The following is a 16,784-nucleotide window of genomic DNA, read 5'->3' as shown; positions in this document are numbered from 1 at the left end:
TCACTCGTCTCCGTCGACCACGAAGGAAACCTCGATCTCATCGAAAAGCGCGAGCTGGGTCTTGATCTCGTTGAGCTTAAGGATCAGCGCGTCGAGATCGCTGGCGGACGAAAGTTTGGACGGCACCGCGATCGAGCGTGCGAGCTTGCCGCCGCCTTGTGCCTTGTACTTTGCAGCCTCCTCGTCGAGCTCCTGGCGGATGCGTTCTTGCCGCTGCCGGTTGATCGATCGCTTGATGTCCTCGAGGGTGCTGCTGATGTCGTAGTCGCGGGCCAGGAGCTTCTTCAGGCCGGCCATATCGTGCGGAACGGCAAGAGCGAGAGCCTCGAGTCGATCTACGGCATTCCCGCGTTCTTCCTGGGTAAGCTCCGGCCATTCAGGTAGGCGCTGGAGGTCCTCGATTCCCTCTTTGATCCGAAGCTTCTGCTGATCTCCTAGTGCGATCACGGAATCGCGGACACAACCTTTGACGTGCGTAAGCAGAGAGTTGAAATCCGCGACATGCTTATAGAAGTCGTCCGTCTTCAAGCGATCGGACAGCGTTGAGAGCTCTTCCCGGAGCTCGTTCCGCAGTTCACCGGGGATGCCCGTATCGGGCAGCGCTTCGACGTCCAAACGGTGTGACTGCAACTCTCGCAAGGTGCCATCAAGGCCATTGTCCAGCGAACGCTTTACCTCGAGCGCCCATTTCAGGTTGTCGTATAGGGCGGAAGCCTCCGCGCCCATACGCTGTGGCGCGTCTGAAGCGTCAGTGAAGAGCACGTCGGCCAGCTCTTGATTCATAGCTTGGACGCGATCGCTCCCAACAAGGCCCAGACCACTCAGCTTCTCCGCCAGAGAGCCGTAGTCGTATTGGAACCGCGGGAAATGCTTGACAGCTGCCTTGCTGATTTCCTGTTCAAGGGGAATGACCGTGTCGCCGACCAAATCCGTCAATCGCTCGGCGGCCCGCGCCAGCGTCTCATTCGACGGGCGCTCGTCCCGCAGCGCCACGCCGATAGGTTTGAATGAGTTGTTGGTTTTGAGCGCGTCAATCGCCTGTTGGCCCGCTGCAGTGACTTCTCGACCAGAGACCTTGAGCTTGATCTCCCCCGCCATCAGCATAGCGGCGAGGACGTAGCGCGTGGTGTCGGGCGACCATCCGAAGGGATCGCTATTGAAGTCATCAAGCAACCGCTTTCCATCGACCGTGCCACGTCTATCGACGTAATCGCGAATACTGATCATCGACTTGTGGTCGGAGCGGAACGTCGAACGCCCGGCAACCGTCTGCACCAAACCGAGCGGATCCAGGCTGCTGCTGATCGCCGAAGGGTTGGCAACCTTCAGGAATTTCTCAGCGGTATCCGTGGCGGCGCGGACCGGCGCCTCGGCATAGCGGTCGAATACCTGCACGGCGACGTCAGCGAGGAGCTTCTTCGCAGCCTCTAACAGGTCCACGTTGAGCGCAGAAACCGCGGTGGCCTGGCCCCGGAAAACGAACGATCCGCCCTGCAGGGTCTGCTTGATCTTGCTCTGCAATTGAACGGCAAGCTTAGCCGCCCGATCGAGCTGGCCCGCGCAATAGTCGCGGACCTCCTGGTCGGGTTCGTTGCGATGCAGCTCGGCGATGCGCTGGCTGCGGTAAATCTCGGTGGCAAGGTCGTCCAGTTCGGCATTCGTCCGCGCCAAAAGGCCGATGAGGTTCCGGCTGGTACGGCTGCGCGAGTCGTCGAGCATACGGGTGCGGTCCGCGTCATAGTCGGCCGCCGGGACCAACTCGACGATTGTCTGGATAGCATTTTGATCGCCGGCAAGGCTGGTCACTGCACTGCCAGTCTGCACCTTGAGGCCGGATGCAACGGCCAAGGTGCCATGCAGATTGACCCGCGGCAGCGGATCGAACACCTCGCGCAAGGCGTCGTTGAAGACGCGCCTGACATCCACCGAACGCAAAGCCAGTGCGCCTCGCTCTTGCTCGATGTCCCTGAGCTTCTCGCTCAGGAAAACGAGGCTGCCGTCTTTCTCGCCGAGCGGAACGTGAACGTCGCCGAGCATTTCCTCGACCGCCTTTTGCACCGCCTCGAGTTGCGACGGGGCGGTGACCGACGGCTGCATCAGGCTGGCGACGTTTTGCACCGTCACCGGCAGGTTGCCTAGGATCTGCAAGACGGCGACAGATTTTGCGATGTCCTGGTGCCGCTGCGAGTCTGGAAACCGAATGAGGACTTTCCCGACCGCCTGATGGATCGATGGGAATGCGCGCCGAGTATCCTTCTCGAGCTCGTCGTAGAGCGTGACGGTCGTTGCGAGCCAGCCGACCGGCTGATCGGCCATCGCCGTCGTCCCGCCCTCTCCCTTGAGCACGTCCTGCACCACCTTGATCGCTGACCGCAGACCAATGCCGCCGGTGGACTTCGCCAAGGCGCCCAAAAGGTGCAGCAGGATGTCAAAATGAGCGGGCAGGAACGGATAGAGGTTTATGAACGTCTCACGACTGAAGTCCGCCTCGTAATATTTGGCGTCCTGCAGCTTGGTATTGTGCCGAAGTGCCTGGCCGTGGGCATCGAACAGATCTCCAAGTTGCTTCTCGCCGGCCGGGGACTTCCCAAGCAATCGGCGATAGCAGATCTCCTTGATGTCGCTGGATTCGAGGTCGATCTGGATCGGGAAGCGATCCTTGAGCTTGTAGAGCTTATCCGAATTCAAGGCCGCCCGCGGATCGTCCTCCGTCAGGGTTTGCTGCGCTGTGGATATGATCCAGACTTTGCCGTCGCCAAGACGCTTAAGGTTCTTCGCTAAGCCGTCGAGGTTGAGGATCAGGTTGTCGCGCGACGCGACATACTGACCGACCTCATCGATGATGAAGATGATGTTCTCCTTGCCGCTCTTCTCGCGGACAATGTCGATCATTTCCTGGACCCGTTGATCCTCAAACTGGAAGAAGCCCTCGGTGCTTGAAGAGAACGACTTCGCCTCGGGGAACAATCCCGGATACATCTCATGGGCGATCTTCGGGATAAGCCCGTCGATCGCGAGCGGATTGTTCTGAATGCGATCCCAGGTCGCTCCCGGCAAGGCCTCTGCAACACGGCGATGCAACTCCTCGGTGCGATTGTACTTTTCGATCATTCGCTCGAAAGCAGCTACTTTCAAATTCCGCGAATAACCGGCCCACTGGAGGACCTTGAAGTAGAGGACCGTGGAAACCTCTTCCATGGTCGCGCCAGCCAGCATCTCGCTGGCCAGGTCGAGCAAGACTACAGCAGCTGGGAACCGTTGCACGACCGCGCTGAGCAACGCCTTCGTCTGAGGCTTATGCAGGCGATCCTGCAGGTGCTTGATGAACGGGGTTCCGTCAATCGTGCGCTGATTGTCGAAGGCAAGGCCGAGATACTTGGTGAAAGAGCTTTTGCCCGAGCCATAGAAGCCGGAAACCCAAACCCCAACTTCGTTTTCTCCGCCCGCCTCCATGGCCAGTTGCATGCGATCAAGGAGTTTTCGGAACTGCTCCTCGATGCTCTCGGTCACGACATATTCGGAGATCTCAGCCTTCAGGCGCCCTTCCTGCGCGGCGCCATAAGTGATGACCTTCTCGATCGTCCTATAAATGTCCTTGGATGGATCGAATAGTTTGCGAATGCTCACGGCGTAGTCCCTCAGCCTTTTCTTAACTCTCTAACCGCCAACATGGACGGACCGGTAGTTCCCATCTTCCGGGTAAAAGCCCAGAAACTTCAGACGGGTTTTTCCGGTTCGAATGCCGGGATAGAGGAACACGGTTGGTACATGGAATTGCCCTTGCAGCTGACTTTCTATCGCACCGATGCGCAGAAACGGATGTAGCGCCTCGAGATCCGTCACGAGGAGCAGCGCGTTCGGCCTGGCTTCGAGCGGCCTAAGCGCTTCCTCGAGGCGCCGAAGCAGACCGCCTCCGGATGTAACAATATCGGCCAGTGCCTTATTTGTGCGCACCCAGTCTTGGGGCGAGGCTTTGTCCTCCTTAAGACAAAGGGACCAAAATGGATCGTTCTGAAGGATGTCCCAGAGGTTCTCCGCGATCGAAAACGGGGAGACGTCCCAGCCCTCTTGATGAAGCTTTGCCGTCCAGGCCGGCGTCTGGCGCTTCGCCTCCAGGATCTGGTCTGGCGCAAAGATCAGATAGTAAATGGGTTCGAAGCTGGCATGGCCCAGCTCGCGCCCGTGTCGGATGCGCTCGCGCAACTCGTCAAAGTCATCCCTGAGAGAGGACATCGCAAAGCGTCTCCATGCTCGGTTGTTTCCAGCTGATCCGAACGACGTCGCCCGCGGCCTGGATGATGAGATGCCCCTTGAGGGAGAGCATTTTGAGCTCATCCAACACATCCTCGCGGGCGAGACCGAATAACTGCCAATCTTGATGCATGAGAAGAGCGTTATCTCCTAGCCCCGTAAAATGGAGCTCATGCGCTAGGTAGGTAACGATTTTCGGTTCAATTCTAAAAGCATTGATTCGACGTCCGCCCGTCGTTCGGTTTCCAAGCAATCCAAAATCGAAGCAGCAGCCCGTCAGATAGCGGCCCATGCGCTCAATTTGACCCTCCGCCCAACGCGATGGCGTCTTGCCATCGTCGATTGCTCGGCGAACAAATTCCTCGGCACTGTTTTTGGTCACACGGCTGGCGCCGGACTCGTAGGCCCTCCAATATGTCTCACGCACAAAATCAGCCAGAATAGGATTGGCCCGGCAGGTATAAAGGAAAAGCAACTGCCGCAGCTCTGAAGCTGTCAACGTGGGCATCAGTGTCTTGATGCGGGTAGCGGGGGCGCCGTCCTGAACCAAAAACCTGTTGGCGAAACACCGAACTACGATGTTTCGCAGCCGGTAGGCCGACCCGCCGGCCAGTTTGCCGGAGCTAAGGACCTCTTGATACAGAGCGGTTGCAGACAGCCCGGGCGACCATATCTGAAGCAGTTCCTTCGTTTCATCGATAAGGCCAAGGCCCATCGCCAGATTTGTATCGTATCGTTTTTGCTCCGGCACGATCAACCTGCCAGATACGGGAATGATGGGGTGCCGGACAAAAACGCTGAGCGATAAACTGACGCAATGTCTCTCAAGAGGCCGGCAATATTCCTCACATCGCCAATTGATATCGGACCCACGCCATCCTTCTTTGCGGCGCTAGTCAGATCGGTGAGCGCGGCGAGCGCCGTCTGCTTATCTCGATAGAGCACCGCAGGGGACCATTCTTCGGCCGCAGTTTGCACAAGCACGTGGAGATCCTGCTCTATCTCCTCCGTCAGACGAAAAAGGTGATAAGCGCCAATGCTTAGGTGTTCGTCGTGGAGACGGCGGGCGGCCTCCACAACCCCATGATACTGTGCGACTTGCGGCGTCTTCGAAAAGATCGGTTCAAGAAAAAGGCGGCCCGACGGCTCATAAAAGGCCGTCGGCCACCATCCAAACTGCGCGCGCTCGCCAAGAAACCCCACGAGCTGCCTGAGCTTCAATATCTGTACGGGTGATGAGGGCATTCTAGCAGCCATCACGTCCGGCCCCTTGGAATGCCCAAATTTCGGTCACCTGACGAAGGCGCAATATTGCGCGGAGCCTGTGAATGCTTAGGCACCAGCATTCCCCCACATTTTGAATGAGCCGGCAGACAGATTGGCAGGCGAAAGGAGCACAATCTGCTGTTCCCGCGGACGCCAGCGCGGCGGGTGCGGGGTCGAGTACGCCTTCGAGGATTGGTGGCCGAGATCTCGGTGGCGCAGGGCGGTAGGTCAGCTGCATGGAGCCTCCGGCGAGTGGCACCAGGGCCATCACCTTCGTGGGCTCGATCCCCGATAGGCTTTGCCCCGGTGCGAGGTCCTCGAGTTTCATTCGGCTGATCCAAACGACAAGGGTGCAGATCTTTGGGGACGTACCACGCCGCGAAGGTTTGTGGAATATTCGGGAATTGCTGCGAGTGGTTGGTCTTTCAGCTACGCGCAGCGGTCACAGCATTTCTTGCGCACCCCCCTTTAAACCAACAGCACAGCATGTGTAGGCATGTTGCATTCATGTCGCATGGAACTGCCGCTGCTCTCCAAAAACCGTTGAAAATCAATGGTAGCCGTTGACAGCAACGCGACGCAACATGACTAAGAATGGAGTTGCCTCTGGCGCCACTAATCGTTTGATTTTGCGACTGGAATTGATGGTGCCCAGGGGCGGAATTGAACCACCGACACGCGGATTTTCAGTCCGCCACTCTTCTAGCCGATCTGCTTTCGCGCTTAGCTTCTTTGGATTGCCTTTAGAACAAAACGCCAACATATCATTGGAGCTAGGCTGCCCCCGGACTCAAACCTAGGTTTCGCTGATCAAAAAGTCAGCCGACCCGGTTTCCGAATTCCGAGCTATACACCGAAAGCATTTCAGCGCCAGTTGAAGATGGCGGACCGCACAGGAGCCCAACTTGCTGGGTAAATACCTGAAATACCGGGCACTAGTGACGCTGGATATTCCGGTATCCCCGCAATAATCCCCGCAGGTCCGACGCCATGGCAGCGGGTTTTGCGGAGGACCGGGCGATCGTCGGATCGGGCTTGGCGCGGGCGGACCCGGTCGGCGCCAGAGTGTCCGGCTCGGGGGTATCGAATTTCTGCCGCCTCGCAGAGGTTTCAGAGCGTGCCAGCATGCAGCAACATTTCGATCAAGGTTACTCAGCCGCAACCTTAGTTGCGCCGAGCGTTTCGAATTCAGCTATCGACTGGAATTCTGTCAGGTACTCATGGCGATGGTGGGCAAGCCAGCGCGTGACCTTATGGTTTGACAACAGCTTGCGGATATATCCGCGCGCCACGGTCAAATGAAGATTGTTGACCCCATAAGTCTCTTCGACGGATTTGACCTGGGTCTGAAGGCTGGCCAATTCGCGCTCCATTCTTGCGATCTGCTCGGAAGTAACGCCATCGCCCGAGGCGCATTTCCTTGCTGACGGCTTTTTTGAAAGGAGCCTCTCAGGCGTTGCGGCCAGTAACGCTTTGGCGAAGATGCCAGTGAAATTACTTTGGCCAATCATCAACTCAGCCGCCTCGATTTGCCGAAGCGGCGCCATCAATCGCAGCGTATCGAAAACGCTCATCGGACAGTCAGTATCCTTGAGAATCTCGACAACATCAGGACAGATGCCATCCAGCATCCGTTGACGCCGCCGAACTGATGTGACCTCCATGCCGAGAGCTTCAGCAATTTGCGCCTCTGGGACGCCGCGCTCCACGGCTCGCGTAATCATTCGATGTTCCTGAACCGGGGAAAGGCGATTGACATGCTTGTTATAGGTATATGCTTCGTCATCCTTCGAAACTAAGCATTCAACATTCTCAACTCCGAGTTCCTTCAAAGCCTCAATACGCAAATGACCGTCAAGCAAATAGTATCTATCCCGGCGCTTGGGGTCGCTGGTTACAACAGGTGTCTCTACAAGGCCAATTGCTCGAACTGACATTAGTATCTGAGCATACTTCTTGCTGCTCTTGAATCCTTCCCGTAGCCTTTTTAACGGCGCGATTTGCGAAACCGGCAGAACAACTGTGTTTTGCTCGAACGAGACCTTGACGCGTTCAACCCTGTTCTGGTCATCGCTCATTGCGCTTGCCCATCCACGCGGAGCGCCAAGGCTTGCGGCATGGTCTCGAGTTCCTCAGCCCGCAATAATTTGCGAAAGCCATCGTCACTCAGAAGGTCTTTCACGGCCTCGATAATAAATAGGAGCTTGGCTTGCGCGAAGTCAGACTTCTTGACCAATAGCCTCTGCTTTTCCGCCTCACGCTGATACACACGCATCAGATCCTGAGTTGTCACACGCCGAGATGCCCGCGCGCCTCGCGCATCTTTCCGAAGCGTCCTGCTGCGCTTGAGGCGTTGGTCAAGAATTTTGCGAATAGCGGTTAATTTCTTGCCCCGTAACTTGCCAGCCGCATGGGCGTCAATCAGTATGTTCTGCGCTTCATCAGTTTCGGCTTTAGCAATATCGACTGCAAGGCTGAGAGGTATTATCCCCGCCTCGACGGCTGATACCAATCGTTCTTCGCCACGCGAGAGGAGGACATTGATCATAAAGACCCAGCTCTGAGTGCACCCAACTTTTTTGGCTATCTCTGCGTCGCTGTATCCCCGTTCGCGGAGGCTTCCGATTTCTTGCATAATATCGAGAGGTCGATGCTGTCTACGGGCGATGTTTTCGACGAGGCTCCGGACAAGGCACTCGCTCTCAGGTGCATCGATAACGACGGCAGGAATCTCAGTTTCACCTAACATTCGAAATGCTTCAACGCGTCCTTGCCCACAGATCAAGTCATACCGCGCTTCACCTCCCGTAGCCCGCCGACTGACGGTAATCGGGCGTTTGATGCCCACGGCTTCTATATTGTCGACTATTACCTGGTGATTGCGCCTATTCCGAACCCGCGGATTCAAAAATGTAATCCGTTCGATCGGAATCATCTGAATAACTTGGGGAGTGGTCGTCATGCTACCTCCTTCAATGAAACCGGCCGTGCTAGATCAAAAAGTGTGTCGAGTGTATCAACGCGATAGGCATCGAGCTGCAGATGATTCTCTTCTGCGAAGTTCAGTTTTGAGCTGACGAAGTCGAAACGAGGGAGAAGATAATAATCGAATGGGGAACGGTTAGCGGCATCCATGCGAACAGCAACGGTAATGTCGGGCAAATGGCCAACGTCCAGCCGCAATTTCCATCGCAAGGCGTCTGCCTGCGTCCGCCGGCACCGTGCGATGACAACAGAAAGCGTAAACTCGCCGTTCACACTGACGAGGTCCGTCAGTGGAACCTGGTCAACCAGAGCTCCAGCCCCCTCGAGCCCGTCTAATACAGATCGCATAATGTCCGGGTGTAAGCGCCGAAGCACTTGATTGATGGCGATGTAACGATAATCTCGACGCGGCCTATAGCCTACAAGACTGTAGGCCCTCAGAAGGCTGCCAAACCGGGAGCGGTATGCGCTGCTCGAAGGAAGCCCTTCCGCTTCGTCGATTATAATGGCGGATAGCAAACCTTGCCTCGCGAAAAGTTGCTGCAAGACGGTAAGCATTTCTGAGTCGGACAATCGAAATGAGCGGGCGGCAATGATTGTTTGGGCGGCCTCAAACATTTGACGATCAATGACGGCTGGAAAGGCACCATTTGCTCTAACCCACATTGAAGGGTCATTGTGGACGCGGAGTTTTTTCAGTTTGAAGGAGATCCGATTCCAGACGTTATTACCTATGTATTTTTCGTTGATCAGGATCTGATGGATGGTCCCCTTGGTCCATCTTCGTCCAAGATCGGTCATCAAGCCTCTTGCGTTGAGGTCGTCAGCAATTTCTTGTTCGGAATGCCTGTCCGATACGAAAGCGCGATAGATACCGCGTACGAGCTGAAGCTCGTCGTCCGGCCCTGGCCTGAGAACAACCCTGTCGGTTTGGATACTCTTATGTGCACCCCGATCCAGGATACCTTTCAAGACGCCGGACTGATCAACGAGAGCGCGCCTCAGCCCGTAGCCAGCAGGCCCTCCCTGTCGATACCCTAGTTCAATTAATCGACATTGGCCTGCAAATACCTTGGCAGAAAGCTCCCGGCTATATTCGCCAGCCATCGCGCGTTTGACGCCTTTGACAATGGTTGAGATCGGGCTGCCATCATTCTCGAACTGTTCAGCGCAATAGTGGACCTCGATTCCAACGCGCCGGCAGATGTATTCATAATAGGCGCTTTCGTCTGCGTCCTGGAAACGACCCCACCGGCTTACATCATAGGCAAGTATCACCTCGAAATCGGGTTGCCCGTTCTGAACCTCGTCGATTAGGCGTTTTAAAGCGTCTCTACCATCAAGTCGAAGCCCGCTTTTTCCCTGGTCGGCATATACGCGGACAATCTCAATGTTCCGGGCCGTTGCGTACCGTCGGATTGCATCTCCTTGGTTTTCTGTCGAGTACTTTTGATGTTCAGTCGACATCCGGACGTACATGGCCGCCCGTTTCGACGGGTTCACAGATGGGAAACGTAATTCCCCCCGCTCTTCGCTGCATTCCAACATGCGGCATCGTCTCCGGTTAAGCCCGCGCCGGGGGCGACGCACGGCGACACACTAATGAATCAGCGATGACCGAAAATACGGCCCAATCTTCGCCGCGACATCCAGTCTAGCTCCAAGGAGACAGAAGATGTTTCAAGAAAAGGGCAACAGGTTGCACAGTCGGAACAACGAGGTGCAGTCATGCATCGCCTTTAACCGGGCAATAGCCACCGCGCTTCGCAGGGAACTTGGTTCAACTCACCAAGCGGCGAAAATTGTCATGCGTTGGACTGGTGCTAGTGAGCGAGCGGTAAAGCACTGGCTAGCCGGCACACATGGACCCAGCGGAGAGTATCTTGTCGATCTGCTGCGCAACTCGGACGAGGTGTTCAGGGTTGTGCTGGAGCTATCGGGTCGGCAAAGAAAGATGTCCCATGGCAGTTTGATCAAGCTGCGCGAACAACTTGCGGCGGCATTGGAACAAATAGAAGAGGAATAAAGCACCGCCCTGTCGTGGTCTGTGGAGAGGCGATCTTGCGATGAGAGCAAACCTGGCCAACTCATGCCCCGCGCCTTACCGGGGGAAGAAGACCACCATCCTCCGTTGGGGAAGCGATGGTAAAGCGGAAAAGCAAGCGCCGGTAAACTACGTGGAAATTGTTGAAACTCAGTAACTAGGGTAAATAATTGATATTACGGGCCTCCAGTTCCACAATGTCAGTATCCCGCAACAATCCCTCTGCTAGAGCTGTTTCCGATCAAGTTGGGTCATAGGCGTCGTAGCCTGCCGCAGCGAGATAGTTGCGGCACTCGTCAGAGGTGAAGCGGGTAAAGGCTTGCCGGATGGCGGCGTGCAGATCTGGGTCGGTGCGGGCTTCCGCGGTCCGAAGCAGCGCTTTCAACAGCCGCCTTTTCATTGTAATAAGACGAGTTGACTTTGTGTCACGCGAGACGAGGCAGCCGCAAGCATTCGGATGCCGCGGCGGCGGCGGCCTTTCGAGCGGCCAACGGGCGTCACGCGGCGAGCGGCGGCGGAGCGAGGAGACGGCGATGGCGACGCCCTACAAAATCGAGATTTCCGACGACCGGCTCGCGACCATCGCGCGCAAGGTCGCCGCCTACGACTGGAGCGAGCTTCCCGACGCGGGAGGTTGGCGATCGGGCGTCGGGGTCGCCGACCTCCAGCGGCTCGTCACCTATTGGCGGGATGTCTACGACTGGCGTGCCGTCGAGCGGCGCCTCAATCGGCTTCCGAATTTCATGACGGATATCGGCGGCGAGCACCTGCATTTCGTGCATTTGAAGGGCGACGGCTCGAAGCCGCCGCTTCTACTCCTGCACGGCTGGCCAGGCTCGTATCTCGAGTTCGAGCCGCTGCTGGAGCCGCTGGTGGCGGACGGTCACGACGTCGTCGTCCCGTCGCTGCCCGGCTTCGCTTTCTCGAAGCCGATCACCGGCCTCGTCGGGCCGCGGCGGGCCGCGGCGCTGATGAACGGGCTGATGGGCGAGCTTTACGGTGCCGAGCGCTTCATCGTCCAGGGCGGGGATTGGGGTAACGCCATCGCCGCGTGGATGGCGCACGACCGGCCCGACGCGCTGCTCGGCATCCACCTCAACATGGTCAACCTACACGCGGAGGATGCCGCACCGACGAGCGACGCGGAAAAGGCATTCGTCGCCAAACGGGACGAACTCTTGGAGCTGGAGAGTGGCTACAGTCACCAGCAGGGGACGCGCCCGCAAACGCTCGGCGCGGCGACGGCCGACAGCCCCGTCGGCGCGGCCGGCTGGATGCTCGAGAAGATCGGCAAGTGGGCCGATCTCCCGGTGGCGCCCGATGGCCGCCCGGACATCTGGAGCAAGTTCTGCGAAGAAGAGCTGCTCACCAACATCATGCTCTACGTCGCGCCGTCCTCGGTCGTCACCGCGACCTGGATCTATCAGGGCAGGCGCCTCGAAAAGTCGAACAAGTTTCCCGCTGGAACGCGCATCGAGGTGCCGACCGGCGTCGCCGCCTTCCCCGACCCCGTATTCATCCCGCCGCCGCGCTCCTTCGCACAGAAGACCTACGACATCGTGCACTGGAGCGACATGCCGTCGGGCGGCCACTTCGCCGCTTGGGAGGAGCCGGACCTGATGCTGAGCGACCTGCGGGCGTTCGTCGCCCTGGTCCTCGGCAAAAGCTCGTGACGTCGGCAATCTTGGCGACCGCGGAATTGGCAGCTATACCCGCGGAATGGAATAGCCAGATGACTTGGCCCAGCGGCTTCACCATGCAGTTACAGTTGCGCCTCATGGACGAATGCCCCGGATCTCCGCCGTCTCAGCATTCGATATGAGGCCGAAGACTATAAGGGCGATGTCCAGCAAGTTGATGAGCATTTCACCCTCCAGCGCATCCCCCAGCCTTTCGGCGGCTACCGCTGGTATTTCATCTGCCCTTCAAGCAACCGACGCTGCCGGGTGATCTATCAACCTCCTGGCGCGACCCGGTTTCGCTCCCGATGGGGCTTCCGCTGCCGGCTACAGTATCGGTCACAGCAGCTCGCGCCTTATTACCGCTACCAGCATGGAGCGGCGCGGGCAGCCAAGCGAGTTCTCAAGAAAGGACCGCACGAATTTCAGCGGGAGTACGCAGACTGGGAGTTTCCGCCAAAGCCGCCATGGATGCGCTGGGCGACCTATAACCGCCTGGATGAGAAGGCACAGGCTTATGAGGAAGCAGCTGAACAAGAGCTTGACCGGCGTTTCGGCGCGCTGCTTCAGCGATGGTGAGCTTGACCGCCGTGACGAGGTCATCGTTGCCAGTACTCTTCCGCAGCGATGGCAAAATTTAGATTTTGCGTGTCGCGAAGTAGAAAAGTGGTGATTCCGACCAAGTTACCTTCGCCGTCCACAAGTGCTCCGCCTGATGACCCGGCAGAGATAGGTGCGCTGGTCTGGACAAGATCCAAGCCCTTATGCTTGCGAAGGCCAGATACTATGCCTTCACCCAATGTGTTTGAAAGACCGGAGGGGCTTCCAATACTGTATACCGGTTCGCCAATTTGCAAGCTGCTATGCAGTCTAATAGCGGGGATAGCGGTTAATCGCGAAGTAGACTTGAGTATGCAACGGTCTCCTTCACTATCGGCGGCGGCCACTACAACTGAAAAGAAACGCTCGCCATTCACAGAAAGGGCAATGGCATCCTGACCAGCCACCACGTGGCAGTTGGTCAAAGCGAAATTGTCAGAAACGGCCACCGCTGAGCCTTGCGATACTTCTCCTTGCCCATCCTGCCGTCCTGCTACAACCAAGTATACCGACGGAGAAACCAATCTAAAGATTTCGGCTGCCCTCAGTGGGTCAGCTTGATTGACTTGACTAGGTTTTCGAACCATCCGCGGCGACCACGTTGGAAGAGATGCGGTTTGTGTATTTGTTGGCTTCTTTCTTTTCTGAGTATTTGGGGCGAGCACTGCCTTGGGGATGGCTGCTTTTCGTGGTGGCTTAATTGAAGGCGGAACCGTCGCAGATTTAATTTCTAGCCCGAGCGCCTGTGCCTGTCGTTCGACACACGACCGCCAGAGGGAAGGACCGAGGTAACGTGGGCAAGTTTCTCGAATCCAATTGCGACTTTCCGTATCGATTGATTTTAGATCGAAAACGGGGCCGCTCAGCGCGCTAATATTCCTTTCGGCACAATCTCTCCAGAGACTAGGTCCCAAATAGTGGGGGCAAGTCTCGAGTATCCACTGGTGACCTTCTTGACCCACTTTTTTTGGATCGGGCCATTTTGGTTCACGCAGCGCGCTTACTTGTCGCTCTACGCAATCTTTCCAAAGCGCTGGCCCCAGATAACGCGGACAGGTCTGCTCAACCCATTGCTTCAAACTGGGGCGCAGAGAGGCCAGCGCCTCCTTTATAGTTTCCGCCTTTGACGGAGCGATGATTGTGAGCGCAACCAGGAAAGCAAGAAGCCTAACACGCAAAACTGGTTACCTCCTCTGTGAGATCAAATGCGTTTGGCCGAATAATCGGCCTTATCAGGGCTGGCGCAGCCGGAGAGTAATGCGGCAACGGCCGCGACCCGCCAATCCCAGCCGCCAGGTTCCCCGTCCCATGGAGTGCAATCCAACAACAGAATTGACCTGTAGGCAATCGGAGGGGAATCCCATGAAGGGAAGCCTTTTCTGTCTTAGTCCGGCGGAGGCTCAGTAATCAGCGGCGCCGGATTTCCGTCGTCACAAACGCAACTTCCTTGGGTCGTCACCAGAACGGGCTTGCCGTTTCGACAAATATGGCCGTCGCATTCTTTCAGGATGTCAACGCACGTGCACTGACCGTCAATGACTTTGGGCGGCGCGCCATCGGTGCAATGCCCAGCGCATATGCCCTCACCCGGAGCAGTTTTACACGTACACTGTCCGCCACTTGGGCTGGACGGCGTTGGCGGCTCCGGTAAAGCTGTCGAGCCGTCAGGGCATGTTATACCGCCACAAAAGCCAGGATCCGGTGGAGGGCCCGGCGGGGGCGGTTCTGGTGGCGGTTCGGGAATGCACTCGCATTGCCATTCGAGCGCTCCGACAAAACCGGGCGCAAGGTTGCAGCGGTAGACGCTAGGCTCTCCGCAACTGTTAGGTGCCGGGCAGGAGCAGTTCGGTATCAGGTCCCCCGAGGGCACGGCACCGTCATCAGGGCAAAGTGGCGCGGCTGAACAACTTTCTTGCGCAACTGCCGCGGCTGAACCAAGCGCCAGGCCCAATGCAAAGACAACGGCAGAGATAATGCGCATGCTGCGAAGCGCCCCCAAGCTCAGGAATGCAATCTGACCGGTCCCGCTCAGCAGTGTAGCACCACCATTGATTGCTTGTCGCTAGGTCAGAATCCTGGGAGGATAACCTTGCACGGCGCCTTTACCGCCCCCGGAAGAGCGCCGTTCCTGGAAGCCCTGGGCCCCCAACGGTCCGGGGCTTTCATGTATGGGGAAGGCCGATAGGCCGGTTCACGCCCTCTCCCGCGGGACCGTGAGAAATCCGCCTTATCGACATAAGATTTTTCAGGCAATCTATGGGCGTGCTTCTGAGGGGCGGGTAGTTCCCGAGGAGGCCGGGGGCTCGCCTCCTCCTGTCGCCGTCCCGAGGGGCGGGCCCCTAATCCCTCGCTGGACATTGAGAGCTACTGAAGTCCACCGTGCTGTCAAACCGGGGTTAAGTTTTGTCGAGGGTGGCCGCTCATGAAGGAAACCAGAATAATTCGGGTGGAAGACGTGAAGCTCGATCCCATCGATCACACCGTGACCATATTCCTTGAGACTAGCGATGGGCGCATTGCCATGAAGATGCCAAGGGAAGCCGCGCACGCCATTCTGGCCAATCTTGAGAAGGTCTACAGCACACGGCATTGAAGCTCAGGCGGAAGGCCAGAGAGCCAACAACTCTTTCTTAGCGCCCCCTAGCGTGTCCAAGCCGTCCAGGGTGAGCCTGGTTTCACTTATCAGGGCAAGATTCGATCGGTCGATCGGCTGGCGTTGGGCGAGACGTAGTCCATGTGTATTCACCAATCGTAAACGCTCTCGCACCGCTTCTGACCGTGCTGCAAGGCGCCATTGCGCCTTTGCATTTTGCGCCAAGCTCGTCGTATATCGAACGAGTTCTTAGGGCGGCTTAGTGCTACCCCAACGTTTCGAGAAATGCCGGCAGGATTTTCTCGATCAGGCCGAAAGCGCCCTGCGCCCTGCGACCTGCGTCTAGTGGCCCAAGGTCCAACTGGTTAGCTTGTTTACGCCATGGTAGGTCTCGCGGAAACTTAGGCCCCTCTGGAAAATTGGATATGTCAACAGGCCCGCAAGGCCCTCTTTCTGCACCGCAGAATCTTCGAGAGCTTCGACTTAAGGCATGCCCATCATGGGCGGTATGCCGCGCGTTTCCGCCATCATAGCAGAGGAATAGCATCATGACGAACGTGACCTTGCCCAGGAAATTCGCTTCGACGTTGTGAGCATGAAGAAGGACTGGAAGCGGACTCTTCGCTTTCGAGAACTGACACATCAGATTGGGCAATGGAGAGGGTGAGGGCTCGGCAATGGATCGTGCGGCGGTGCCGGCCGAGGCAGCGGGCCGGGCGGCAGCGGCCCGGGTGGTGCCGGGGTATCGGGTTCGGGAGTTGGGACAGTAGCCATGAACCGTAAACCACCAGCGAAAGGCAGGGTTCCGCCAGGGTCATTATCTGCGACAAGCGAGCCCCCTAGAAGCTAGCGCTCGACTTTCGGGAGATAAGCATACAGGCCGCATTTTTTGCAGGTGATCCATCGCGAGTTCGGGGAATACTCCTCGACCCATTCGTGTCTACAGCCAAAGCCTGAGAGAACCAACTGGAGAAGAGCGCGAGCGTAGAACATAGTCGGATCAAGGGTACTCTGCTCCGCACTTGGCACACTGCCAAGTGTCGGCTTTGGCGCCCGGCCGAAGAAGAGAGTTCTCCCCACGGACGATCCAGCAATGAGGGCACTTCGGTTCCGCGTCGCTGTGAGGCCGGTAAGCGGTAAAACGCGTCAGCGCCTGGCCGCAATTTTCATCCTCCAACCGAATTTCCTCGAGCTCGACTCTTTCAGCGTCGCTTAGCCTTCCGCGACCTTCAAGCCGTCCGATGTCGGCAGCTAATGTGACCCGGCGGGCTGTTTGGCTGCTAGCAAGCTTCGCAGCTTCGGAGAGTAATAAACTAGGGATTTTCATGGTTTCAGTTTGAAATGAAAAGGCCCGCCGCCTCCTCCG

The 16,784-nt window shown here is 57.3% G+C and carries 11 protein-coding genes and 1 pseudogene; 3 read left to right on the top strand and 9 right to left on the bottom strand.

The window, feature by feature from the left end; genetic code table 11:
• The 7 genes from brxC to DS839_RS24475 form a co-directional block, all read right to left on the bottom strand.
• Nucleotides 1–3,627 (bottom strand): BREX system P-loop protein BrxC, encoded by a 3,627-nt coding sequence (gene brxC / locus DS839_RS24505; protein ID WP_119273120.1) that lies wholly within the window; start codon nt 3,625–3,627, stop codon nt 1–3.
• A 30-nt stretch (nt 3,628–3,657) separates the two neighbouring features.
• Complete coding sequence (locus DS839_RS24500; protein ID WP_119273119.1) at nt 3,658–4,233, bottom strand: BREX protein BrxB domain-containing protein; 576 nt, start codon at nt 4,231–4,233, stop codon at nt 3,658–3,660.
• Complete coding sequence (locus tag DS839_RS24495; protein WP_368911884.1) at nt 4,214–5,002, bottom strand: BrxA family protein; 789 nt, start codon at nt 5,000–5,002, stop codon at nt 4,214–4,216. The genes DS839_RS24500 and DS839_RS24495 overlap by 20 nt, the downstream gene beginning before the upstream one ends.
• A 2-nt stretch (nt 5,003–5,004) precedes the next feature.
• A complete protein-coding gene (locus DS839_RS24490) occupies nt 5,005–5,496 on the bottom strand; it encodes a BrxE family protein (protein WP_119273260.1) in 492 nt (163 codons plus the stop codon).
• Between the two features lie 1,169 nt (nt 5,497–6,665).
• Complete coding sequence (locus DS839_RS24485) at nt 6,666–7,595, bottom strand: plasmid partitioning protein RepB C-terminal domain-containing protein (protein WP_119273117.1); 930 nt, start codon at nt 7,593–7,595, stop codon at nt 6,666–6,668.
• Nucleotides 7,592–8,479 (bottom strand): plasmid partitioning protein RepB C-terminal domain-containing protein, encoded by an 888-nt coding sequence (locus tag DS839_RS24480; protein ID WP_368911883.1) that lies wholly within the window; start codon nt 8,477–8,479, stop codon nt 7,592–7,594. The genes DS839_RS24485 and DS839_RS24480 overlap by 4 nt, the downstream gene beginning before the upstream one ends.
• Complete coding sequence (locus DS839_RS24475) at nt 8,476–10,050, bottom strand: recombinase family protein (RefSeq protein WP_119273116.1); 1,575 nt, start codon at nt 10,048–10,050, stop codon at nt 8,476–8,478. Before DS839_RS24475 ends, DS839_RS24480 begins: the two co-directional genes overlap by 4 nt.
• Before the next feature lie 127 nt (nt 10,051–10,177).
• On the opposite strand from DS839_RS24475, the gene DS839_RS24470 reads away from it, so the two are divergent.
• Entirely contained in the window at nt 10,178–10,528 is a 351-nt protein-coding gene (locus tag DS839_RS24470) for a hypothetical protein (protein WP_368911882.1), read from the top strand.
• Nucleotides 10,529–10,787: 259 nt separating this feature from the next.
• On the opposite strand, the pseudogene DS839_RS24465 reads toward DS839_RS24470, so the two are convergent.
• Nucleotides 10,788–10,931 (bottom strand): annotated as a pseudogene (locus DS839_RS24465) (IS630 family transposase); the annotation flags it as partial.
• Nucleotides 10,932–11,079: 148 nt separating this feature from the next.
• On the opposite strand from DS839_RS24465, the gene DS839_RS24460 reads away from it, so the two are divergent.
• Nucleotides 11,080–12,219, top strand: coding sequence for an epoxide hydrolase family protein (locus tag DS839_RS24460; protein ID WP_119273115.1), 1,140 nt, complete (start codon nt 11,080–11,082; stop codon nt 12,217–12,219).
• 605 nt (nt 12,220–12,824) lie between these two features.
• On the opposite strand, the gene DS839_RS36655 is transcribed toward DS839_RS24460, so the two are convergent.
• Nucleotides 12,825–14,003, bottom strand: a complete 1,179-nt coding sequence (locus DS839_RS36655) for a S1C family serine protease (protein WP_162918771.1) — start codon at nt 14,001–14,003, stop codon at nt 12,825–12,827.
• 1,244 nt (nt 14,004–15,247) lie between these two features.
• Here DS839_RS36655 and DS839_RS36650 point away from each other — a divergent pair.
• Nucleotides 15,248–15,418, top strand: coding sequence for a hypothetical protein (locus DS839_RS36650; protein WP_162918770.1), 171 nt, complete (start codon nt 15,248–15,250; stop codon nt 15,416–15,418).
• Nucleotides 15,419–16,784 lie beyond the last annotated feature (1,366 nt).

It is taken from the genome of Taklimakanibacter deserti, assembly GCA_003574785.1.
Note: the sequence above shows the minus strand (reverse complement) of the source record. Positions and strands in the feature narration are given on the sequence as shown.